This is a genomic window from Bacteroidota bacterium, assembly GCA_016711505.1.
Lineage (GTDB): Bacteria > Bacteroidota > Bacteroidia > AKYH767-A > 2013-40CM-41-45 > JADKIH01.
On sequence record JADJSV010000020.1, the window covers coordinates 270847 to 294806 of the forward strand.

A 23960-nucleotide genomic window follows, 5' to 3' on the forward strand; every position below is an offset into this window, starting at 1 on the left:
ATTCTTCAGACGTGTTGAATTCCATTAGAAATTAACTTTAAATCAAAAAAACTCCCGTGTCCAACAATCTTATTCAAAAAAATAGAATCAGCTTTGCAACGATCGGACAATCGATCGATTATCCGGATTTTCTGGATATACAGCTAAAGTCTTTCCAGGATTTTTTCCAGCTTGAAACCACTTCCGACAACCGACAAAAAGAAGGTTTGTACAAAGTTTTCAGTGAAAATTTTCCAATCACTGATTCAAGAAATAATTTCGTACTGGAATTTCTCGATTACTTTATCGATCCGCCAAGATATTCTCTTGAAGAATGTATTGAGCGTGGACTAACTTACAGCGTTCCGCTGAAAGCTAAGTTGAAATTGTATTGTACAGATCCTGAGCATGAGGATTTCGAAACCATCGTTCAAGATGTGTATCTGGGAACTATTCCGTACATGACACCAAAAGGTACATTCGTTATCAATGGTGCTGAACGTGTAGTTGTTTCTCAGCTTCACCGTTCTCCAGGCGTGTTCTTCGGACAAAGTCGCCATGCAAACGGAACTAAACTTTATTCTGCTCGTGTAATTCCATTCAAGGGTTCTTGGATCGAATTCGCTACAGATATCAACAATGTCATGTATGCATACATCGACCGTAAGAAGAAATTCCCGGTTACGACTTTGCTTCGTGCCATTGGCTACCAAACGGATAAAGATATCCTTGAGATCTTCGGTCTTGCCGATGAATTCAAAGTGACTAAATCCGGAATTAAAAATGCTCTTAATCGCCGTCTAGCTGCACGTGTTTTGAAAACATGGGTGGAAGATTTCGTAGATGAGGATACTGGTGAAGTAGTTTCTATCGAAAGAAATGAAGTGATCATCGAACGTGAAACCGTTGTTGAAGATCATCACTTAGAACTTATCGTCGAATCAGGTGTCAAGTCGATCATCCTCCATAAAGAGGATGTGAATACAAACGATTACGCAATCATCTACAACACGCTTCAGAAAGATACATCGAATTCTGAGAAAGAAGCCGTTGAACATATCTATCGTCAGCTTCGTAATGCGGAGCCACCTGATGAAGAAACAGCTCGTGGAATTATCGACAAGTTATTCTTCTCAGATAAAAGATATGATCTTGGTGACGTAGGTCGTTACAGAATCAATAAAAAATTAGGTCTGGAGATCGCAGAAGATACGCGTGTCCTTACCAAATCAGATATCATTGAGATCATTCGCCAGTTGATCCAGTTGATCAACTCTAAAGCGGAGGTCGATGATATTGATCACTTGTCAAACCGTCGTGTACGTACCGTTGGAGAACAATTATATTCTCAGTTCGGTGTCGGACTTGCACGTATGGCTCGTACTATTCGTGAAAGAATGAACGTACGTGACAATGAAGTGTTCACTCCGGCAGATTTGATCAATGCGAAGACTTTGTCTTCGGTTATCAATTCATTCTTCGGAACCAATCAGCTTTCTCAATTCATGGATCAGACCAACCCACTTGCTGAGATCACTCACAAGCGTCGTTTGTCTGCACTTGGGCCCGGCGGTCTTTCTCGCGAAAGAGCAGGTTTCGAGGTTCGTGACGTTCACTATACCCACTACGGTCGTTTGTGTACAATTGAGACTCCGGAAGGTCCGAACATCGGTTTGATCTCCTCACTTTGCGTTTATGCTAAGATCAATAACCTAGGTTTCATTGAAACTCCTTATCGTACTGTTACGGAAGGAAAAGTAGATGTTGAAAAAGGAGTTATTTATCTGACAGCAGAAGAAGAAGATAATAAAGTAATTGCTCAGGCGAATGCTAAGATCGATGATAAAGGAAACTTTATCGATCTTAAAGTGAAAGCTCGTGAATTAGGTGACTTCCCGGTTCTTGAACCATCGAAGGTAAACCTAATGGATGTCGCTCCTAATCAGATCGCATCAATCGCCGCTTCACTGATTCCATTCCTTGAACATGATGATGCCAATCGTGCCCTGATGGGATCGAACATGCAACGTCAGGCTGTACCATTACTTCGTCCTGAAGCTCCAATCGTAGGAACAGGTCTTGAAGGTTTGGTTGCCCGCGACTCACGTGTATTGATCAATGCAGAAGGTGATGGCGTGGTTGAATATGTTGACGCACTTGAGATCACTATTCGTTACAGCCGTAAGGAGAACGAAAAACTGGTGAGCTTCGAAGATGATGTGAAGACATACAACCTTATCAAATTCCAGAAAACAAATCAGAATACTTGTATCAACTTAAAACCAATTGTCATCAAAGGACAAAAGGTGAAAAAAGGTCAGGTACTTTGCGAGGGCTATGCAACACAAAATGGTGAATTAGCACTTGGACGTAACCTACAGGTTGCATTCATGCCTTGGAAAGGAAATAACTTTGAGGATGCAATCGTGATCTCTGAGAGAGTTATCCGTGAAGATATCTTTACATCAATTCACGTTGATGAATACAGTCTTGAAGTGCGCGATACAAAACGTGGAATGGAAGAATTGACTGCTGATATTCCTAACGTAAGTGAAGAAGCAACCCGCGAACTTGATGAACACGGTTTGATCCGCGTAGGTGCTGATGTTGTAGAAGGTGATATCCTAATCGGTAAGATCACTCCAAAAGGAGAAACTGATCCTTCACCGGAAGAGAAATTACTTCGCGCGATCTTTGGTGACAAAGCAGGCGATGTGAAAGATGCATCGTTGAAAGTTCCACCTTCAGTTAAAGGTGTAGTTATCGACAAGCGTTTGTTCTCACGTGTTGTTGCTAAAGACAAGACTCAGAAGAACGATGAGAAAGTTCTGATCGAAAAACTCGATAAAGAATATCAAATTGAGATCGCTGATCTGAAAGAAAAACTGATCGATAAATTATTCGTACTCGTTAGCGGAAAAACTTCTCAGGGTGTTACTGACATCTTCAAAGAAGTGATCATTGCTAAAGGTGCGAAGTTCACTCAGAAGATGCTTTCAGAAATTAACTATGATAACGTTAATGCTGATAAGTGGACAACTGATAAAGAGAAGAACGATCAGATCAAGCAATTACTGCATAACTATACTATTAAGTTTAATGATATCTCCGGTTTGTTCAAGCGTAAGAAATTTGCTTTAACAGTAGGTGATGAACTACCTGCGGGTATCGTTCAGTTAGCGAAAGTTTATATCGCTAAAAAACGTAAGCTTAAAGTTGGTGATAAGATGGCCGGTCGTCACGGAAATAAAGGTATCGTAGCCAGAATCGTTCGCGATGAAGATATGCCATATCTTGAAGACGGAACACCGGTTGATATCGTTCTTAACCCACTTGGTGTACCTTCCCGTATGAACCTTGGACAGATCTATGAAACGATCTTAGGTTGGGCAGGATTAAGATTAGGAGTGAAGTTCGCTACTCCGATCTTTGATGGTGCTTCAATTGAGCAGATCGATGAATATGTAACTAAAGCCAATCTTCCTAAATTCGGAAGTACTTATCTATACGACGGTGGAACCGGTGATCGTTTCGATCAACCTGCAACAGTAGGTGTGATCTATATGTTGAAACTTGGTCACATGGTTGATGATAAGATGCACGCTCGTTCAATCGGACCATACTCTCTCATTACTCAGCAACCGTTGGGTGGTAAGGCACAATTCGGTGGTCAGCGTTTCGGTGAGATGGAGGTTTGGGCACTCGAAGCATTCGGTGCAGCAAATATCCTACAAGAGATCCTCACAGTGAAGTCTGATGATGTTATTGGCCGTGCGAAAACTTATGAAGCAATTGTTAAAGGTGATAATCTTCCGGTACCGGGAATCCCTGAATCATTCAATGTATTGTTACATGAACTTCGTGGACTTTGTCTGAAGATAACACTTGAATAAGGTTGAATGAAAAAATAAAGTGTTGAACACTTTTTCATCATTCATTTTAATCATCAACCAAAAAATTAACACAGATGGCAAGCAGAAAAGAAATAAAAATTAAATCGAATTTCAGTAAGATAATCATCAGCCTTTCTTCTCCGGAAAATATTCTGGAGCAGTCAAGCGGCGAGGTGTTGAAACCTGAAACCATCAATTACCGGACATACAAACCGGAGCGCGACGGATTATTCTGTGAGCGTATCTTCGGACCGGTAAAAGACTGGGAGTGTCATTGCGGTAAATATAAACGCATCCGTTACAAAGGAATTGTTTGTGACCGTTGTGGAGTAGAAGTAACAGAGAAAAAAGTACGTCGTGAGCGTATGGGTCATATTACCCTTACCGTTCCCGTTGCACATATCTGGTACTTCCGTTCATTGCCGAATAAGATCGGTTATCTGTTAGGACTTCCTACAAAGAAGCTTGACATGATCATCTATTATGAAAGATATGTAGTTATTCAGGCAGGTGTAAAAGCAGCTGATGGAATCAACTATCTTGACTTCTTAACAGAGGATGAATATTTAACGATTCTTGAAAATCTTCCAAAAGATAATCAGCATCTTGATGAAAACGATCCGAATCGTTTCATCGCTAAGATGGGAGCAGAGGCATTGTATGATCTTTTATCAAGATTGAATCTTGATGAATTATCTTATAACCTTCGTCACCAGGCGAGCAATGAAACTTCTCAGCAACGTAAGAACGAAGCATTGAAACGTTTGAATGTTGTTGAAGCATTCCGTTCGGCAGTGGAGCACATTGAAAATCGTCCTGAGTGGATGATCGTAAAAGTTGTTCCTGTAATTCCACCTGAACTTCGTCCACTCGTTCCTCTGGATGGTGGTCGTTTTGCAACTTCAGATCTGAACGATCTTTATCGTCGTGTGATCATCCGTAACAATCGTTTGAAACGATTATTGGAGATCAAAGCGCCGGATGTGATCCTTCGTAATGAGAAGCGTATGTTGCAGGAAGCTGTCGATTCATTGTTTGACAATTCACGTAAAGTGAATGCAGTTAAGACTGAATCTAACCGTGCCTTGAAATCACTTTCTGATTCATTGAAAGGTAAACAAGGTCGTTTCCGTCAGAACTTATTAGGTAAACGTGTCGATTATTCAGCTCGTTCTGTAATCGTCGTTGGGCCTGAATTAAAATTACACGAATGCGGATTGCCAAAAGATATGGCAGCTGAACTTTTCAAACCATTCATCATCCGTAAGATGATCGAGCGTGGTGTTGTAAAGACAGTGAAATCTGCGAAGAAAATAGTTGACCGTAAAGATCCTCTTGTGTGGGATATCTTAGAGAACGTTCTGAAAGGACATCCTGTTCTTCTGAATCGTGCCCCGACACTCCACAGATTAGGTATTCAGGCATTCCAGCCTAAACTGATCGAAGGAAAAGCGATTCAATTACATCCATTGGTTTGTACTGCCTTCAACGCCGATTTCGACGGTGATCAAATGGCCGTTCACGTTCCATTAGGACATGCGGCTATCCTTGAAGCACAGATGTTGATGCTTGCATCACATAATATCCTTAACCCTGCAAACGGTGCTCCGGTAACAGTTCCTTCTCAGGACATGGTACTCGGATTATACTACATCACGAAAGAAAGAAAAACGGATGCAGACCGGGTTGTAAAAGGTGAAGGAATGAAGTTCTATTCTCCTGAAGAAGTAATTATCGCATTGAACGAAGGTCGTGTTGAATTACACGCTGCCATTGAAGTGCGTATTCAATTATGGACTCCGGATGGATACAAACCTACGATGATCAAAACAACTGTTGGTCGTATCCTCTTCAATCAGGTTGTTCCTGAAGAAGCCGGTTACATCAATACTTTGTTGACGAAGAAAGCTCTTCGTGATATCATCGGTGATGTATTGAAACAATGTGGCGTTGCTAAGACAGCGAAGTTCCTTGATGATATCAAAGATCTAGGATTTAAAATGGCCTTCAAAGGAGCGTTATCGTTCAATCTTGAAGACGTTAAGATCCCTGATGTTAAACAGGAATTGGTTGGTAAAGCAAATGCAGAAGTGGAAGAAGTGTTGGCAAACTACAACATGGGATTCATCACTTACAACGAGCGTTACAATCAGATCATTGATATCTGGACACGTACAAGTTCACGTATCACAGAAACGTTGATGAAACAATTGTCAACAGATAAACAAGGTTTCAACTCCATCTTCATGATGCTTGACTCCGGAGCCCGTGGTTCGAAAGAACAGATCCGTCAGTTAGGTGGAATGCGTGGATTGATGGCCAAGCCTCAGAAGAGTGGATCTTCAGGTGGAGAGATCATCGAGAACCCGATCCTTTCTAACTTTAAGGAAGGTCTTTCAATCCTTGAGTATTTCATTTCTACTCACGGTGCACGTAAAGGTCTTGCCGATACAGCTCTTAAGACTGCTGACGCTGGTTATCTTACACGTCGTCTTGTTGACGTTGCACAGGACGTTATCATTACTGATACTGATTGTGGAACATTGCGTGGTCTTGCTGAGACAGCACTTAAGAATAATGAAGAAGTTGTTGAATCGTTGTACGATCGTATTTTGGGTCGTGTCTCGTTACACAATATTTACCATCCGCTTACAAACGAATTGATCGTTGAGAACGGAAAAGAGATCACAGAAGAAAAAGCAACGATCATTGAAGAATCTCCTATTGAAACAGTAGAGATCCGTTCAGTGTTGACGTGTGAATCAGAAAGAGGAGTATGTGCTAAATGTTATGGCCGTAACCTTGCATCAGGAAGAATGGTTCAGAAAGGTGAAGCTGTTGGTGTAATTGCCGCACAGTCCATCGGTGAGCCGGGAACACAGCTTACACTCCGTACGTTCCACGTCGGTGGTGTTGCTCAGAAAGGTGCATCTGAATCAGAATTGAAAGCGAAATTCGGTGGTCGTCTTGAATTAGAAGAAGTAAAAACAGTTTCTTTCAAAGATGGTAACAAGACTTACGAAGTTGTAATTGGCCGTTCAGGTGAATTCAGAATCGTTGATCCGAATACCGGAGTTGTATTGATGACTGCAAATATTCCTTATGGAGCGAAGTTATATCTGATAGATAAAGTAATGGTTGAAAAGGGTGATGTCATTTGTGACTGGGATCCGTTCAATGCCGTTATCTTAACTGAGTTCCCTGGAAAAGTTGAATTCGAACATATCGAAGAAGGTATTACCTTCCGTGAAGAGTCCGATGAACAAACTGGTTACAAGGAGAAAGTGATTATCGAAACACGTGATAAAACTAAGAACCCTGTTATCCGCATCTTAGACGATAAGAAAGAGATGATCAAAGGATATAACATTCCGGTTGGTGCTCACGTCATGGTTAACAAAGGACAAAAACTTCAGTCAGGAGATATCCTGGTTAAGATTCCTCGTACTACAGGTAAATCAGGTGATATCACCGGTGGTCTTCCTCGTGTAACGGAATTATTCGAAGCACGTAATCCAAGTAACCCGGCTGTAGTATCTGAGATCGATGGTATTGTATCTTATGGTGGTATCAAACGTGGTAACAGAGAGGTGATCATTACATCACGTGATGGTGAAGTGAAAAAATATCTTGTTCCACTTTCGAAACACATCCTTGTACAGGATAATGACTTTACAAAAGCCGGTGATCCGTTATCAGATGGTGCGATCACTCCAAGCGATATCCTTTCTATCAAAGGACCAAGTATGGTTCAGGAGTACCTTGTTAACGAGGTGCAGGAAGTTTACCGTTTACAGGGTGTGAAGATCAATGATAAACACTTTGAGGTAATCGTTCGTCAGATGATGCGTAAAGTTGTTATCGAAGATCCGGGTGATACAATGTTCCTTGAAAGAGAATTTGTTGATCGTGTAGATTTCATTAAAGAGAACGATATGATCATGGATAAAGTAGTAGTACTTGATCCGGGTGATTCTGCGGAAATGAAAACAGGACAGATCATTACGCTTCGTAAGTTGCGTGAAGAAAATTCTGTATTGAAACGTAAGGATCTTAAGCCTATCGAAGCTCGTGATGCAATACCTTCTACATCGTCACCGGTGCTTCAGGGAATCACACAGGCATCATTACATACTAAGAGCTGGATTTCTGCGGCATCGTTCCAGGAAACAACTAAAGTATTGAATGAGGCAGCAGTGAATGGTAAGATCGATGATCTTCTCGGATTGAAAGAGAACGTAATCGTTGGTCACTTGATTCCTGCCGGTACAGGCTTGCGTGAATACGATCGTTTGATCGTTGGATCACAGGAAGAATATGATCTGTTGATGGCTTCAAAACAAGAAGCAGTGAGTGAGCATTAATCGTTCATTCATCGAAATAATAAAAATCCGCTCCATTGGGGCGGATTTTTTATTTTTCAAGTCAATCTGACGGCGAATATATTTTATGTAATTTAGTAGTATAAAAGAAGAACAATCCAATGGACGAAAATCAAAATCAGAACCAGCTTAATATCGAGCTGACAGAAGAAATTGCAGATGGTATCTATTCCAATCTTGCAATTATAACACACAGCACAAGTGAATTTGTAATTGACTTTGTAAAAGTGATGCCCGGAGTTCCGAAAGCAAAAGTAAAATCAAGAATATTACTTACACCACAACATGCAAAACGTTTGATGGCTGCATTAGCAGAAAATATTCAAAAGTATGAAGCGGTTCATGGTGCAATTAAGCAAACTGAATCAATGGGATTGCCGATGAATTTTGGTGGACCGACAGCGCAAGCTTAACGAATAACGAATAACGAATAACGGGCAATTTAGAAAGTACTTTCCAGATTGCCCGTTATTCGTTATCAACTATTCGTTATTAGTTCTTAAAACACTTTTAGAATTACCTGTATCAGATCCGCTTCCACATCATTGCTTGGTTTGTCGGTATAGATTTGTGAAATACGAACGCAGGCAATATTATCTTGGTCGGTGTTGGTTACTTTTACTTCAAAAAACTTTTTACGCTTGAAAAGATTTTCTTTACGAAAGATCAAACTCATTTCTTCAGGGTCTGAAAAGACGACACGGAATCCTTTCTTACCTACTTCAAGAGTAGATAAAATACGGTGCACTTTTCTCGCCGGATAGTAAAGATAAGTTTGCTCCATGATGTTCCGCAGTTGGTCAGAGTAATGTCAAAAGATCTGATCCATTACAATATTAGGTTGAAAAATTGGATTTTGCTATCATTTTTTTGACTTTTTATTATTTCTTAATATTAAAAATAAGAAAGAGCGAGTCTTAGTCATGCTGAAATCCTTATTTCTGGTTCGACACGTTTTTCGTCTAAGAAATTACAGAAATGTTTAAACTGATTTCCCATTCTTTTGACCGGAGAAAAGTCTGAGAATTTCCTTGCCATAGTACCTCACCATCATAGCCAATCCCAGCGTAAACAGACCAATTGCATAGGGTCTTAATGAATCTTCAAGATAAAACTCACCGATCATCCAGACTGAATTCGCCAGGATCCAGAAACAAACAGCTAAGTTGTGAACCAGTTCAGATCTCTCTGATCTGTTCAGATAGGTTATATAAAAGGCCAAGCCAATTGTAGGAACGATCATGATCATTCCCAAGGTCTTTGAAAGAGATGCCCAGCACAAGTCTTTAATGAGCCAGAGGAGGATATGGAAATTTTCAGTTTTTCTTGTTCGGGAATTTATCATTATTCATGTTTTTAAGTCGGATGGATTCTCTGCGAACAGATTAATTTCAACCGGAACAAACTAACGAACAATGATCTGAAAAAGCAAAGGCAAATTAAATCAGAATTTATTTTTCAATTGCAGAAGTTATTTCACTGCTCATAGGAGTAGTCTTACTCTTCCATCTGTGAATCACCTTCCCATTTTCATCTATCAATATCTTCTCGAAATTCCATTTAATGGGTCCTGTGAAATCAGGATTCGGTTGTTCAGTCAGCCATTTGAAAAGCGGATCGATATCTTCACCGGTAACGGAAATTTTAGATGATAATGGGAATGTTACACCATAATTATTAGTGCAAAATCCTTTGATCTCTGTATTATCTCCGGGCTCTTGCTCTCCGAAATTATTTGCAGGAAATCCAATGACAACTAACTTGTCTTTGTATTTGTCTGAAAGTTCCTGTAGCCCTGCATACTGTGATGTATATCCGCACTCAGAAGCTGTATTTACAATCAGGATCTTTTTTCCTTTATATGAAGAAAGATCAATTTCTTTATTGTCGATACTTTTTAACTTAAAGTCGTATACATTAAGATCCGCAAATAATGATATTGTTAATAGTAACATTATTAGTTTCATTTTTTATATTGTTTTTAATAATAAAGTTTTCCCCCCTTTTCACTTTTCACTTTTCACCTTTCACTTTTCACTTTTCACCTTTCACTTTTCACTTTTCACTTTTCACTTTTCACTTTTCACCATTGATCCAAACTAATTCACCGCACTTTTATTAAAAATAAAATACCCGAAATGAAAGAGAAATGAAAACGAATCTTTTCTCATGTCAGCATAATTTACTATCAAAGCGATCGGTCCAAGAGGTGAATGAAATACCATGCCAGTACTTGCAATAAAGTTTCTGTCCTGAAATTCTTTACCATAAACAGTTTTCTTGTCATCCGTTTCATATAATTCCTGGTATGGCTGGAACATATAACCTTCTAAGCGTATATCAATGTTGTTTCTTAATGTATATACATTTCTCATTCCGATTGCAGCAAAGTTGTGTGCATGTAAAGCCGGCAAATAGATCGTCTTCAATTCCTGAATAGGAGTGAACCCGGGACTGTTAAGAACCGTGCTGGTGTAATTGGCGAAAAACCGCATATTTGAAATTGCTAGTTCGCTATAGAAGCCGAGTTTCAATCGTCCGAAACGCTTAAAATAATTTTCGTAAACCAATTTAAATTGAAACCAGTCGTGATAATCTTTTTGAACAGAACGGTCAACTGATGTTGAGCCGGGAATTGTAAATTCACTGAAGTTCACATATTGAGCTTTCATGCTAAAAAAGGTTCCTTGATTGGGATATTCTTTTTTGTTCAGAGTATTTACTTCAAATAATACAGATCCCGTGGGTCCTTCCATGAATGTATTATCAGCAGTATCAGTTGCCAAAAAATTTTTTGTCTGATAATAGTCGTCAGAAATTGTAGCCCACGAACCATTGAATACAACCTTTCCTTTATTTCTTGAAGGGATTCCAATATTCAAACCAAACAGATTATCTGATTTCAATATGTAAGATGGCTTTTGTTCAGTGAAAAAAGAATTGTTACTACTCTTGAAGAAATCGTACTGATTGATCGTAGCTTCTGCTTCAACAAAGAATGGAAATTTCCGTGGTGAATCCAATCTGATCCGTACTTGTCCGCTGGTATATAATTTCCCGAAGTAAAAATTTCCATTGAAATTGTAGGAGTTTTTATTCCAGATGTTATATTGTAATCCGACAAAAGCCATACTTACCGGCTTAGTAGAAATATTCCCGCCAAACTGAGTGATAAAATCTTTTTCTCTTTTCAACGTAATTGTCATGTCGAAATATCCTGTCTCTTTATTAAAAAGCAACATGGGATAAATAGACTTTACATTTGGATCAGAAACAACCTGATAGTATTGTGATTTCAATCTGCTCAATGGTATTGGATCAATTCCAGGTTTGAGAATGTTCTTAATGTATTCAGATTGTCCCGAATTCAAACCAACAATATGAACCTTATCGATCTTCACATCAGGAAAGGAATTTCTGTAAGCTTTTCTTCTTTCATTCAATTCTGTTTTATCCTGTTGACGTTGAATATTCCATTTCATTCTAACGATCTCGCGCTTGGCTGAAACATAACCTTCTTCGATAATTTCACTTATCCTGGAGAAGTCAAACAAACCAAAACGGTCAGTATTGGATTCTACTAAAATTCCATTTTCACAGATAACAGAAAAACTGGTAGGTGTCGTCATCATCGCTCTGATCTGAGAAATTATATTTCCTTCAGTGGTAGGAGTAGTGGTTCCCGATGCATTGGATCCGATGATAATATCAGGTTGAAATTCACTCAACATAATGTCTGCAGGGAAGTTGTTATACATTCCACCATCATACAATATAGTTCCATTGTATAAAACAGGTTTGAAATAGAAAGGATAAGCTGACGAAGCTCTTACTGCAGTTGCAAGGTCACCGTCTTTGAATACGACTGTTTTTTTATTTTCTATATCAGCAGCAACGCAACGAAATGGTATGAACAAAGAATCAAAATTGTAATTTGCTTTAGCAATTGGTCCTGCTGAATTTTCCATCAATGAATAATCGTATGGAACAGAACTTACGATACTGGTCGGAAGAGAGGTGGAGATGATAGAGTCGAGCGAGAACTTTAAACTTATCCAGGATGCATTTTCTTCTTTTTTTCTGAAGTAGTACAAATAGTTTTCATCGATGATACCATTCGCCCAGTTAAAAAAATCGTCGGTATGAACTATAGAATCCATTTGTTCGGGAGAAAATCCCATTGAATACATACTTGCAACAATTGCACCTGCCGAAGTTCCTGCTATGTAATCAATAGGAATATTGTATTCCTCCATCGCTTTTATGACACCGATATGTGCCATTCCCCGCGCACCGCCACCACTTAAGACCAGACCAACTTTCTGGCTTTGCGCATGAAGTGAGAATGCAATCAGTATTAAAGTTAAACAGAGCTTGACGAAAAGGTCTTTGATCACAATATAAAATGGTTGTTGGATTCTGCTAATTTACGAAGCATTTTCTATTTTTGAACGCAATTCTGAAAAATAACCGGCAGACTTCATCAGCCTGCTACCATACCACGAAAACATCTCGCCATCCACTTTTAAGATGGTGGAAGCAGGTAATAATTTTTGAAAATGTTCAATATGCTCTTCTTTGAATGGAAATGGTTCAGATGAGAGAAGTAGATAAGCCGGTTTCATCCCGGTCAGATCTTTTTCATCAAGAACCGGATACCTGGTTAATGCTGACATCAGATTATTAAATCCTGCATGATCGAGCATTTCGCTTATGAATGTATCAGCTCCAACTGTCATGATTGGCTTATTCCAGATCAGATAAACGCAGTTTAAATACTTGTATTTGTTTAGCGACTGAAAATTTTTCTCAATTGTTTCGATGATTCGTTTTGCTTCCGGAGTTTTGTTGCAGATCGCTCCAATACTATTGATCATTTCCAGAGCACTCTTCAAATTATTGATATCGGAAGTCCATACCGGAAAATATTTTTGTAATTCTAATATCTGATCTTTATTGTTTTCTTCTTTATTTGCAAAAATAATATCAGGCTTGAGTCCGATAATTTTTTCAATATCCAGGTTCTTTGTTCCACCAACTCTTGTTTTTGTACGAAACCATTTATCGGGATGAATGCAAAATTTTGTAATGCCTGCAACTTCCTGATCCAGTCCGAGATCATAAAGTAATTCAGTCTGAGAAGGAACAACAGAAACAATTCTCGTCGGGGGCTCCGCGAGAACTATTTTGTTACCGATTTGATCAGAATAAATCATTTTATTTCTAATAAAATTGCAGAACTAACTAAAATAAAAAAGACCTTCTTTAGCAAAAATGAATTTGTGAAAGAAGGTCTCTGTGATAATTTGCTTTTATTTTATTTCACTAAAGCATCAACGATATCGCTTTTTGTCAGAATGAAAGTTCTGCCGGCTTTAAAGTCTTTCAGAAGTACAGCCATTCTGTCGCCCGTGATCATTCCTGATAATTCATCAAGTGGAGTAGAGATGTCTACAAAAGGAAGTGCTTCACGCATGATCTTTTCAATTGGTTCGTCTTTAGAATGCGGATTTTTCAAAACGTAATCATAGACCTGATTCTCATAAAGAGCGCCAACAATTCTATCATCAGATGAAACAGGTATCTGAGAAAAATTATTTTCATTCATTATCTTCAAGGCATGTGAAATACTTTCTTTTTTATCCAATGTTACCAGTTCAATATTCTTTCTGTTTGCAAGTACATCTTTCGCAGTCATTCCTTTTTTGTCAATGTAACCCATCTTGCGCATCCAGTCGTCATTAAAGATCTTTGCAAGGTAACGTGTACCATGATCATGGAATACAATAACCACAACATCTTTTTCTGTTAACTGATCTTTCATCTGAATCAATCCTGCCAATGCAGAACCTGCTGAATTTCCAACCCAGATACCTTCTTTCTGAACAATCTCTCTGGTCATCAAAGCAGCATCTTTATCAGTTACTTTTTCGAAATGATCGATAAGATCGAAGTTGACATTTTTTGGAAGAAAATCTTCACCGATTCCTTCAGTTACATAAGGATAGATTTCATTCTTATCAAAGATTCCGGTTTCTTTATATTTTTTAAATACGGAACCATAAGTATCGATACCCCAGACTTTGATGTTTGGATTTTTCTCTTTCAGATATTTTGCAGTACCGCAAATTGTTCCGCCTGTACCAACACCTACAACAAAATGCGTGATCTTTCCATCTGTCTGATCCCAGATCTCAGGACCGGTTTGTTCGTAATGCGCTACTGCATTCGACGGATTATCGTATTGATTCGGATAGAATGAATTCGGTGTTTCTTTATTCAGTCTGGCAGCTACAGAATAATATGAACGAGGATCTTCCGGTTCAACATTTGTTGGACAAACGATAACTTCAGCGCCAAATGCTTTAAGAGCATCAACTTTTTCTTTTGATTGTTTGTCTGTAGTTGCAAAAATACATTTGTAACCTTTAACAATTGCAGCAATAGCAAGACCCATTCCTGTATTTCCGGAAGTGCCTTCTATGATCGTTCCGCCTGGTTTTAGAATTCCGGCTTTCTCTGCATCTTCGACCATCTTCAATGCCATCCGGTCTTTGATAGAATTTCCAGGATTAAAAGTTTCTACTTTAGCATATACAGTAGCTTTAATACTTTCGGCAACTTTATTCAATCGGATCATTGGAGTGTTTCCGATTGATTCTAATACGTTGTCGCAAGTTTTTTTATTGGGATTCATTGCCATAATTATGAGCTTTGTTTAAGGGTATTAAATGGAGGGCAAATTTACAAAAGTCAGTGGAATCACCTCAAGAATATCGAATTGCACTTAAAGGCTTGATTTTCGTGATTATAAGGGTCGGAATGGTCATCAGTAGGATACAAACCAATAGCGTTCCCAGGTTCAGAATCGCCAAATACGTCCAGGAAAAATCGATAGGGACATATGAAATATAGTATGATTGTTCATCAAGCAGAATCGGTTTGAAATGACTTTGAACAAAGATGCAACTCAATCCGATAATGTTTCCCCAAAGCAATCCTTTACCTGTCAGAAAAGCTGCGAGATAAATAAATACCTTCCGGATACTGAAATTCGGACTTCCCAAAGCCTTCAGCATTCCAATCATATTTACCCGTTCAAGAATAATGATCAGTAATGCAGAGATCATATTCATTCCTGAAACAACTATCATAAGTGTTATGATAATTATCGCATTGATGTTTTGTAATCCAAGCCAGTCAAAAATTTGCGGATATATTTCTTTGATCGTCCGGGCATTCAGCTCTGAAGGAACCAGATGATATACTTCTTCACCAACATAATCTACGTTGTCGAAATTGTTAATTGCAATTTCATATCCACCGATCTGTGATTTGTCCCAATCGTTAAGTTTTTGAATTTGTCCTATGTCGCAGAACATATACAACTTATCAAATTCTTCTAATCCTCTGTTATAAATTCCGGCGATATGAAATCTCCTTGCGCGAGGAGGTTGCTGAATGAAAAAAGTTATCAGATCATCTCCTGCTTTCAGCTTAAGTTTTTTTGCAAGCATTTCACTTATCACAACTGAATCAGAAGCAAGCGAATCATTTGCAGAAAATATTTTTCCGCTTTTTAAATGATCTCTGAAATATGTCCAGTCAAAATCGGATCCAATTCCTTTGCAGACCACACCTTCGATCTGATCCGAAGATTTTACGATAGCAGGTTTTGTTGCAAAGACTTGTATGTGTTTTATTTCCGGGTTTGATTTAAGAACATTCAAAAACTTCTGTTCCTTTTCAATTGGCCTGCTCTCGTAAGAATTATTATCATCGTAATTGCTGATCTGAATGTGAGAACCAAAACCGATAACTTTATTCCTGATCTCTTTTTTAAATCCTGTAACGATTGCAACAGCGATGATCATCACAGAAAAACCTATTGCAACTCCTGCCAAAGCAATACGTATGATCGGACGGGAAGTAAAGGTTTTTTTATCTTTACTGTAAGCCAGTCGTTTTGCTATGAAGAGTTCGAGATTCAATCTAAATTGTATTTTTGCAATGATAATGAATAAACCTAAAATGAAGAGAGTTGCAGGCTATATATTACTAGGCATGTTTTTAACCCTTACCGGAGTTTCGGTTAATGGTAAAGACAGATTCAGGATCGTTTCCGGAGCGGAAAGCACAGAGCAATATTTTCCGTTGATAAAAGGGAAAAAGGTTGCTGTAGTTGCAAATCACACCGCTATACTTGGGCACAATCATCTTGTCGATTCGTTAAAGAACAGTGGATTCAAAGTTAAATGTGTTTTTGCTCCGGAGCATGGGTTCAGAGGTGAAAGCGGTAATGGCGACAAGGTAGCAGGAGGAAAGGACCCAAAGACAGGGATTCCAATCATTTCATTGTACGGAAAGCATCTTAAACCGACTGCGAAAGATCTTGAAGGTGTTAAAATTGTGCTCTTCGACATTCAGGACGTGGGAGTACGTTTTTACACTTATATATCAACGTTGCAATATGTAATGGAAGCGTGTGCAGAATTAAAGATCCAACTGATCGTTCTGGATCGGCCAAATCCAAATGGTTTTTATGTTGATGGTCCTGTCTTAAAAAAAGAGTTTAAAAGTTTTGTAGGAATGCAGCCCGTGCCTATTGTTTATGGAATGACAATAGGAGAATATGCATTAATGTTGAATGGTGAAGGCTGGCTTACTAATAAAGTTAAATGCAATCTAAAAGTTGTTTCATTGATCAATTATGACCACTATAAAAAAGCTGTGATCAGAATCTCTCCATCTCCAAATCTGCCTGACATGGATGCAATTTATCTTTATCCCAGTACATGTCTGCTTGAAGGAGCGCATGTGAGCCTAGGAAGAGGCACTTCAAAACCATTCCGCTTGATAGGATTTCCCGGATATAAAGGGGAAGCAAACGAAAAAGACACCTTCTTTACTCCAAAAGAAATAAAAGGTGTAGCGGCTAATCCACCCTATGAAGATACCTTATGCAACGGAATTGATCTGAGTGGAAAAGGTTTTACTGTTTTCGCCAAACCTGAAATAGATCTGAATATTCTTATTGCCATGTATCAGCGTTTTCCTGATAAGGAAAAATTCTTCAATAATTTTTTCAATAAACTTGCAGGAAATTCAGAGTTGAAAGAGCAGATCAAAAATAATTTAAGTCCGGAACAGATCAGAGAAAGTTGGAAAAGTGATCTGGATGCTTTTAAGGTGATCAGAAAGAAATATCTTCTTTATAGCGAAAAGTGAAAAGTGAAAAGTGAAAAGTGAAAAGTGAAAAGTGAAAAGTGAAAAGTGAAAAGCGGCAGTCTGGCGAGTATTCCCCAGACAGCCGCTTTTCACTTTTCACTTTTCGTTTTTCACTTTTCGTTAGTTTTTACCTGCCATTTCTAACTTCGCAGTTTTCCCCGGATAAACTTTCAGTGCTTCAGAGAGACATTTCATTGCTTTTGAAAGATCAGTCAGATTGAGAACATATGCAATTCTTACTTCATCAGTTCCGAGATCTGGGCGAGAGTAAAAACCGGTAGCAGGGGCAAGCATGACGGTTTCATTTTCGTAGGCGAAATCTTCCAGTAACCATTGACAAAATTTGTCGGCATTGTCAATCGGTAAGCGAGCGATACAATAAAAAGCACCATTTGGTTTTGGGCAAAATACGCCATCCATTTCATTCAAAGCTTTCACTACAAAATCTCTCCGGCTTACATATTCACTTTTAACTTTTGTAAAATATTCATCGGGAGTATCGATGGCAGCTTCAGCTGCAACTTGTCCGAATGTTGGCGGACTTAATCTTGCCTGAGCAAATTTCAGAGCGGTAGCCATCAGATCTTTGTTACGGCTCACAAGAGCACCAATCCGTGCTCCACAAGCGCTGTAACGTTTGCTGATAGAATCAAGCATCACTACATTGTTTTCAATACCGGCTAAATTCATTACGGAAGTATATTCATTTCCGTCGTAACAAAATTCTCTGTAAACTTCATCAGAGAAAAACCACAGGTCATGTTTCTTTACAAGATCTCTCAGTTTTTCGAGTTCATCTTTTGAATATAAATAGCCCGTTGGATTCGATGGGTTACAGATCATGATCGCTTTTGTTCTTGGCGTGATCAGTTTTTCGAATTCAGAAATAGGAGGTAAGGCAAAACCGGTTTCAATTGTAGATCTGATTGGAATCACTTTTACATTGGCTTGTGTTGAGAACCCATTGTAATTAGCGTAAAAAGGTTCAGGAATAAGTATTTCATCACCGGGATCCATACAACTCATCATAGCAATTTCAATTGCTTCAGAGCCACCGGTCGTAATGATGATCTCTGTATAATCAAGCTCAATGTCAAATCGTTTATAATAGCCTGTAAGCTTTCTGCGATAGGATTCAATTCCTGCAGAATGGCTATACTCTACAACTTTCTGTGAAAAATTATGGATGGCATTGATCATTGTTTGCGGAGTTTCAATGTCCGGTTGACCAATATTCAGATGATAGATTTTCTTGCCTTCTTTTTTAGCTTTTTCAGCAAACGGAACCAGTTTACGAATAGGCGATGGCGGCATTTGGCGGCCTTTTATGGAAGTGATTGGCATTGTATTTCTTTTTATATCTGTGAGGACTAAAAACAAGAAGCCCTCCTTTCAGGGGAGGGCTTCAAAAGTACAATATTTTATTGAATTAGCTTATTTGATTGCCGGTGTCGGAGAATCTGCAGCCGGAGTTGCCGGTGGAGCTTCAACGTTTCCTTTTAAATGAAGAACTTTAGCACCACTTTTTGAATTTGAAGTAAGTGTTACTGTTTTGTCTTGCATTCCCATTTTTCCAGTAGAGTTAAATTCTACGTGAATTACACCTTTTCCATTTTTTCCGATAGGTTCTTTCGGAAACGAAGGAACAGTACAGCCACATGAACCATTAGCTGCAGAAATGATCAGAGGTTCTTTACCTGCATTAGTGAAGCTAAAGTCATAAGTAACTTTTTCACCTTGCTTGATTGAACCAAAGTTATATTCTTCAACTTCAAATTTGAAATCAGGAGCATTTTTATCAACCTGAACTGGAGAGGAAACTGCTTTAGTGTCCTGTGCCTGAACTCCTGCAAATGCACCAACGATAGCAAGGGTTAAAAGTAATTTTTTCATTTTTTTTATTTTATTTACCTGGGTTTATTTTTGTGTAGGATCAGCAGCTTTTTCAACAGTACCTTTCATGTGAAGTACGATCGGATTTTGTTGAGCATTTGATGTAAGTGTAACAGTTTTGTCTTGTACACCCATTTTACCTGCCGAATTGAATGTAACTTTAATAGTTCCTTGCTGACCTTTCATGATCGGCTCTTTTGGCCAGATCGGAACTGTACAACCACAAGACCCTTCAGCTTTTGAAATGATCAATGGCTCTGTTCCACTGTTTGTAAACTTGAATTCATAAGTTACAGATTCACCCTGAGCGATGCTTCCGAAATTATGTTCATCAGTTTCGAATTTGAAATCCGCTTTATTTGGATCATTAGCAAGATTATCAAGTGTCTTTTTCTCCTGTGCAAAACCTACAGTCGTAAGTCCAATGAACAGTGCAAGTAATAATGATTTTATTTTCATGATTTGGATTATTTAGTGTTTTCTAATGGACCACCTGAACTTTTAACGGGAAGTGTCTGATCTCCTCCATCCGGAGTAGCTTCAACAACGCCTTTGATTGTTATAACTTTAGTGTCTGATTTTGCATTTGAGTTGATCGTAACGGTTTTAGTGAAAGCACCAACACGTTTAGTATCATAATGAACTTTGATAACTCCTGTCTGACCTTTCATGATCGGTTCTTTCGGATAAGTTGGAACAGTACAGCCACAACTTCCTTTTGCATTAGAGATGATCAATGGTTCTTTACCTGTATTTTTGAATTTGAATTCACAAGTACCATCTGCACCTTGCTTGATCGTTCCATAATCATGAACTTCACTTTCAAATGCAATTTCAGGAGCATTTGGGTTTTCTTTTTTGACAGCTGATGTGTCTTGTGCAGATGATTTCAGTGAAAATGTTAAACAAACAAGAGCGCTGACTGCAAGAAATTTTAATTTTTTCATAATTACGATGGTTTTTTTTGAATGCTTTTTTGAACGTGAGTTTATATTAATTGATACGTCGATTGCAATATTTCTGCCAAAAATATTAAAAAGGCTATGAAGGCATAATGAATTTAGGAAATTGGGGTGGAAAAGGTGACATTCGTTGGGTATTTGGTAGTCCCAATGGATCTGCGGACAGATACAGGTATCTGGAGAAAAGGTTAAAGGTCAAAGGTCAAAGGTCACTAGTGTACGACACCGATTGACCTTTGACCCTTGACCCTTGACCTTTTTGCCAAATTAGTAGCTTCATCGCAGGCGCCGTTCTACAGTGTACGACACTGATTGACCTTTGACCCTTGACCTTTACCTTTTTGCAAATTAGCAGCTCCATCACAAGCGCCGTTCTACTTGGAAACCAGCGTAGCAAACGGAATCACCATTTCTTCCAGAGAGATCCCTCCATGTTGCAAAGTGTTTTTGTAGTAGGTAACGTAATAGTTGTAATTATTTGGATACGCAAAGAACTTGTCTTGCTTAATGAAAACGAATGCCTGTGATAAATGCTGACGAGGTAAAAATGCATCAGCAGGATTTTTCACTTCAAATACATCTTTCTTTTCATAGTTCATATTACGTCCTTGCTTATAGCGCAGATTAGTATTCACATTTCTGTCACCAACAAGTTTTGAAGGTTCTTTAACACGGATCGTTCCATGATCGGTTGTAATTATCAGCTTCACTTTTTTCTCAGAGATCTTTTTCAATGCTTCGAACAAGGGTGAATGTTCAAACCATGAAAGTGTCAGCGAACGGTAAGCTGCTTCATCATCGGCCAGTTCACGGATCATTTCCATTTCTGTTCTTGCATGCGAAAGCATATCAACAAAATTATAGACGATCACATTGAACTTATTCTGCATCATGTTTGGAATACTTTCAACCAGATCTTTACCGTCATTATGATTGGTGATCTTTACATAAGACGATTTCCATTCTTTACGGAAACGTTTCAGTGTATCATTTAAGAAAGATTCCTCATGCATATTTTTTCCGCCTTCTTCTTCATCATTCAGCCAGAGATTTGGGAATCTCGCTTCAATTTCTGAAGGCATCAATCCTGCGAAAATTGCATTACGAGCATATTGTGTAGCAGTCGGAAGTATACTCAGATACAATTCGTCCTCCTGAATCCGGAAATATTCTGAAATTAAAGGCTGAATTATTCTCCATTGATCATAGCGAAGATTATCTATCAAAACCATGAATACGGGTTCGGAACCTGTAGTATCAGCAGCAGGAAGAATTTTTTTCTTCATCAACTGATGCGACATAACAGGAGTAGTTGTTGCATCCGGATTTTTCAACCATCCCAGATAATTGTTCTCTATGAATTTTGAGAAGAGGGTATTGGCTTCACTCTTTTGAGCAGTCAGAATCTCATACATACTGTCATCTGAGGAACGTTTCAATTCAAGTTCCCAATAAACCAGCTTACGATATACTTCTGTCCATTCCTTCCAGCTAAGTTTGTCACTCAATGACATTCCAATATTCCTGAATTCCTGCTGATAATCGGAAGCAGTTTTCTCACTGATCAACCTTCTGTTCTCGAGATTCTTTTTTAACGATAACAGAATTTGATTTGGATTAACAGGTTTGATCAGATAATCAGCGATCTTACTTCCAATTGCCTGTTCCATTATATGTTCTTCTTCACTTTTTGTGATCATTACCACAGGAACTTCAGGCTTCAGGTTTTTCAGTTTTGCAAGGGTTTCAATTCCTGAAATCCCCGGCATGTTTTCATCTAAAAAAACGATGTCGAAATTTTTTGTCTTGAATTGTTCAATTGCTCCATCGCCGTTGTTTGCTGTAGCAACTTCATATCCCTTTTCCTCAAGAAAAAGGATGTGTGGTTTTAAAAGATCTATTTCATCGTCTGCCCAAAGTATTGAGATTTTATCCATAGTTTCGATAGCTATTTCGCTTGTGCGATTGCTTTCAAAGTTAGCAAAGTTGTTTCTATTCATGCCGTGTTTTGTTTTATTGATGAGGTAATTTTTAAACAGATATTTACAGGGATTTTAACGAAATAACTATTTTTATATTGAAGTCATTCTTGATTAATAAGAAGAGTTGATACCGTTATTTTTGAGCGGGATTAAATGAATTTATGGATTTCAGAGAGAAATCATAACAGTATTTTATAGATAATTGAAAACCGTGGATATCTATCAATGTGATCGTTAGTACAATACCTCACTGCTATAAATCCAATAAGTCCAGATCAAAATAATCAATCCCGAAAATCCGAAAATCCATTTAATCCCGGTCCAAAATAATCCTTCCCGAAAATCCAACAATCCATAAAATCCCGGTTATATTTGCGGACTTACTTATCAATATGCAATCAAGAGCAGGTAACCTGAAAATCGTCAATGACCCTATCTACGGCTTTATAAAATTTCCTTATAAATCAGTTTTTGATTTGGTCGAACATCCTTATTTTCAGCGCTTACGGCGAATCAGACAATTGGGCATGACCCATTTAGTTTACCCGGGCGCTCATCATACCCGGTTTCATCATGCTTTAGGTTCCATGTACCTGATGACTGAAGCAATCGAAGTATTGCGGAGCAAGGGACATCAGATCAGTGAAGAAGAAGCGGAGGCGGTAACGATAGCAATTCTGTTGCATGACATCGGACATGGTCCTTTCAGTCATGCTTTAGAAGATTCTATTGTCCGTTCAGTACATCATGAAGAGATCTCAGCTTTACTCATGGATCAGCTAAACAAAGTATTCAAAGGTAAACTTGATCTGGCGATCAGCATCTTCAGAAATCAATACAACAAAAAGTTCCTGCATCAATTGGTTTCAAGTCAGCTAGACATTGATCGGCTTGATTATCTGAACCGGGATAGTTTTTTTACAGGAGTTTCAGAAGGGGTAATTTCGAGCGACCGAATAATCAAAATGCTGGAGATCCATAATGATCAGCTCGCCATCGAAGCAAAGGGAATTTATTCTATAGAAAAATTCATTGTTGCGCGAAGGTTGATGTACTGGCAGGTTTACCTTCACAAAACAGTTGTGAGTGCTGAAGTTTTGCTCATCAATATTCTTAAACGTGCGAAAGAACTTTCGCATTCAGGGAAACAGCTTTTTGCGACTCCGGCGCTGAGTTACTTTTTAAATAATGAAGTAACCCGTTCTGATTTTGAAAGAGACGAAAAGATACTTGAGTTGTTTACGCAACTTGATGATAGCGACATTGGAACTTCGATCAAAGTCTGGTCACGAACCGACGATAAAATTCTGAGTGAATTATGTTCAAGAATGATCAACAGGAAACTTTTTAAAATACTGTTGCAAAAAGAACCATTCGAGCCTGCATTTATCGAGAAAACAAAAGCAGGAATCAAAGCTAAATTTAATCTGTCAGATGATGAACTCAAATATTATTTTCTGGAAGGTAAATTGATCAACAATGCCTATCAATCTGAAATTGATAAGATCAATATTTTGTACAAAGATGGAACTGTAAAAGACATCGTTGATGCCGCAGATACACTAAACATAAAAGTGCTCAGTCGACCGGTTGAAAAGTACTATTTATGTTTTCCGAAACTCGATGTGTAATTTTTCCTTT

17 protein-coding genes are annotated in these 23960 nt (G+C 38.5%); 5 read left to right on the forward strand and 12 right to left on the reverse strand.

What is annotated here, in order from left to right; all coding sequences use genetic code 11:
* The first annotated feature begins 56 nt into the window (after window positions 1–56).
* The 3 genes from rpoB to IPL24_19630 all read left to right on the forward strand — a co-directional run bounded on the left by rpoB (window position 57) and on the right by IPL24_19630 (window position 8667).
* Entirely contained in the window at window positions 57–3872 is a 3816-nt protein-coding gene (rpoB, locus tag IPL24_19620) for a DNA-directed RNA polymerase subunit beta (GenBank protein ID MBK8365784.1), read from the forward strand.
* Window positions 3873–3946: 74 nt separating this feature from the next.
* Window positions 3947–8236, forward strand: coding sequence for a DNA-directed RNA polymerase subunit beta' (gene rpoC / locus IPL24_19625; GenBank protein ID MBK8365785.1), 4290 nt, complete (start codon window positions 3947–3949; stop codon window positions 8234–8236).
* A gap of 119 nt (window positions 8237–8355) precedes the next feature.
* The gene (locus IPL24_19630) at window positions 8356–8667 is read left to right on the forward strand and encodes a DUF3467 domain-containing protein (GenBank protein MBK8365786.1); all 312 of its coding nucleotides are present in this window, start codon (window positions 8356–8358) and stop codon (window positions 8665–8667) included.
* Between the two features lie 86 nt (window positions 8668–8753).
* On the opposite strand, the gene IPL24_19635 is transcribed toward IPL24_19630, so the two are convergent.
* The 7 genes from IPL24_19635 to IPL24_19665 form a co-directional block, all read right to left on the reverse strand.
* Window positions 8754–9038, reverse strand: coding sequence for a hypothetical protein (locus tag IPL24_19635; GenBank protein ID MBK8365787.1), 285 nt, complete (start codon window positions 9036–9038; stop codon window positions 8754–8756).
* A gap of 198 nt (window positions 9039–9236) precedes the next feature.
* Entirely contained in the window at window positions 9237–9599 is a 363-nt protein-coding gene (locus IPL24_19640; protein ID MBK8365788.1) for a hypothetical protein, read from the reverse strand.
* Between the two features lie 106 nt (window positions 9600–9705).
* The gene (locus tag IPL24_19645) at window positions 9706–10221 is read right to left on the reverse strand and encodes a glutathione peroxidase (GenBank protein MBK8365789.1); all 516 of its coding nucleotides are present in this window, start codon (window positions 10219–10221) and stop codon (window positions 9706–9708) included.
* Window positions 10222–10353: 132 nt separating this feature from the next.
* Entirely contained in the window at window positions 10354–12651 is a 2298-nt protein-coding gene (locus IPL24_19650) for a patatin-like phospholipase family protein (protein ID MBK8365790.1), read from the reverse strand.
* A 30-nt stretch (window positions 12652–12681) separates the two neighbouring features.
* Complete coding sequence (locus IPL24_19655; GenBank protein ID MBK8365791.1) at window positions 12682–13470, reverse strand: ABC transporter substrate-binding protein; 789 nt, start codon at window positions 13468–13470, stop codon at window positions 12682–12684.
* A gap of 101 nt (window positions 13471–13571) precedes the next feature.
* Complete coding sequence (locus IPL24_19660; protein MBK8365792.1) at window positions 13572–14951, reverse strand: pyridoxal-phosphate dependent enzyme; 1380 nt, start codon at window positions 14949–14951, stop codon at window positions 13572–13574.
* 70 nt (window positions 14952–15021) lie between these two features.
* Window positions 15022–16245 (reverse strand): ABC transporter permease, encoded by a 1224-nt coding sequence (locus tag IPL24_19665; protein MBK8365793.1) that lies wholly within the window; start codon window positions 16243–16245, stop codon window positions 15022–15024.
* A 40-nt stretch (window positions 16246–16285) separates the two neighbouring features.
* Here IPL24_19665 and IPL24_19670 point away from each other — a divergent pair, with 40 nt between their 5' ends.
* Window positions 16286–17482 carry a DUF1343 domain-containing protein gene (locus IPL24_19670; GenBank protein MBK8365794.1) on the forward strand — a complete coding sequence of 399 codons (1197 nt, stop codon included), beginning with the start codon at window positions 16286–16288 and terminating at the stop codon, window positions 17480–17482.
* A gap of 120 nt (window positions 17483–17602) precedes the next feature.
* Here the strand turns inward: IPL24_19670 and IPL24_19675 are convergent, their stop codons facing one another.
* The 5 genes from IPL24_19675 to IPL24_19695 all read right to left on the reverse strand — a co-directional run bounded on the left by IPL24_19675 (window position 17603) and on the right by IPL24_19695 (window position 22274).
* Entirely contained in the window at window positions 17603–18826 is a 1224-nt protein-coding gene (locus IPL24_19675; protein MBK8365795.1) for a pyridoxal phosphate-dependent aminotransferase, read from the reverse strand.
* A gap of 90 nt (window positions 18827–18916) precedes the next feature.
* Window positions 18917–19375 carry a DUF1573 domain-containing protein gene (locus IPL24_19680; GenBank protein MBK8365796.1) on the reverse strand — a complete coding sequence of 153 codons (459 nt, stop codon included), beginning with the start codon at window positions 19373–19375 and terminating at the stop codon, window positions 18917–18919.
* A 24-nt stretch (window positions 19376–19399) separates the two neighbouring features.
* Window positions 19400–19834: a DUF1573 domain-containing protein gene (locus IPL24_19685; protein MBK8365797.1), complete on the reverse strand. Its 435-nt coding sequence runs from the start codon at window positions 19832–19834 to the stop codon at window positions 19400–19402.
* Between the two features lie 8 nt (window positions 19835–19842).
* Window positions 19843–20322, reverse strand: coding sequence for a DUF1573 domain-containing protein (locus tag IPL24_19690; protein MBK8365798.1), 480 nt, complete (start codon window positions 20320–20322; stop codon window positions 19843–19845).
* 389 nt (window positions 20323–20711) lie between these two features.
* Complete coding sequence (locus IPL24_19695) at window positions 20712–22274, reverse strand: PglZ domain-containing protein (protein MBK8365799.1); 1563 nt, start codon at window positions 22272–22274, stop codon at window positions 20712–20714.
* Window positions 22275–22711: 437 nt separating this feature from the next.
* Here IPL24_19695 and IPL24_19700 point away from each other — a divergent pair, with 437 nt between their 5' ends.
* A complete protein-coding gene (locus tag IPL24_19700; protein ID MBK8365800.1) occupies window positions 22712–23950 on the forward strand; it encodes an HD domain-containing protein in 1239 nt (412 codons plus the stop codon).
* Window positions 23951–23960: the final 10 nt, after the last annotated feature.

What these genes read in the sequence shown, in the direction of transcription:
- IPL24_19690 (MBK8365798.1), bottom strand. Translation starts at nt 20,322, where the DNA reads ATGAAAAAATTAAAATTTCTTGCAGTCAGCGCTCTTGTTTGTTTAACA.
- IPL24_19685 (MBK8365797.1), bottom strand. Translation starts at nt 19,834, where the DNA reads ATGAAAATAAAATCATTATTACTTGCACTGTTCATTGGACTTACGACT.
- IPL24_19655 (MBK8365791.1), bottom strand. Translation starts at nt 13,470, where the DNA reads ATGATTTATTCTGATCAAATCGGTAACAAAATAGTTCTCGCGGAGCCC.
- rpoC (MBK8365785.1), top strand. Translation starts at nt 3,947, where the DNA reads ATGGCAAGCAGAAAAGAAATAAAAATTAAATCGAATTTCAGTAAGATA.
- IPL24_19680 (MBK8365796.1), bottom strand. Translation starts at nt 19,375, where the DNA reads ATGAAAAAATTACTTTTAACCCTTGCTATCGTTGGTGCATTTGCAGGA.
- IPL24_19645 (MBK8365789.1), bottom strand. Translation starts at nt 10,221, where the DNA reads ATGAAACTAATAATGTTACTATTAACAATATCATTATTTGCGGATCTT.
- IPL24_19640 (MBK8365788.1), bottom strand. Translation starts at nt 9,599, where the DNA reads ATGATAAATTCCCGAACAAGAAAAACTGAAAATTTCCATATCCTCCTC.
- IPL24_19635 (MBK8365787.1), bottom strand. Translation starts at nt 9,038, where the DNA reads ATGGAGCAAACTTATCTTTACTATCCGGCGAGAAAAGTGCACCGTATT.
- IPL24_19670 (MBK8365794.1), top strand. Translation starts at nt 16,286, where the DNA reads ATGAAGAGAGTTGCAGGCTATATATTACTAGGCATGTTTTTAACCCTT.
- IPL24_19695 (MBK8365799.1), bottom strand. Translation starts at nt 22,274, where the DNA reads ATGGATAAAATCTCAATACTTTGGGCAGACGATGAAATAGATCTTTTA.
- IPL24_19660 (MBK8365792.1), bottom strand. Translation starts at nt 14,951, where the DNA reads ATGAATCCCAATAAAAAAACTTGCGACAACGTATTAGAATCAATCGGA.
- IPL24_19675 (MBK8365795.1), bottom strand. Translation starts at nt 18,826, where the DNA reads ATGCCAATCACTTCCATAAAAGGCCGCCAAATGCCGCCATCGCCTATT.
- IPL24_19700 (MBK8365800.1), top strand. Translation starts at nt 22,712, where the DNA reads ATGCAATCAAGAGCAGGTAACCTGAAAATCGTCAATGACCCTATCTAC.
- IPL24_19630 (MBK8365786.1), top strand. Translation starts at nt 8,356, where the DNA reads ATGGACGAAAATCAAAATCAGAACCAGCTTAATATCGAGCTGACAGAA.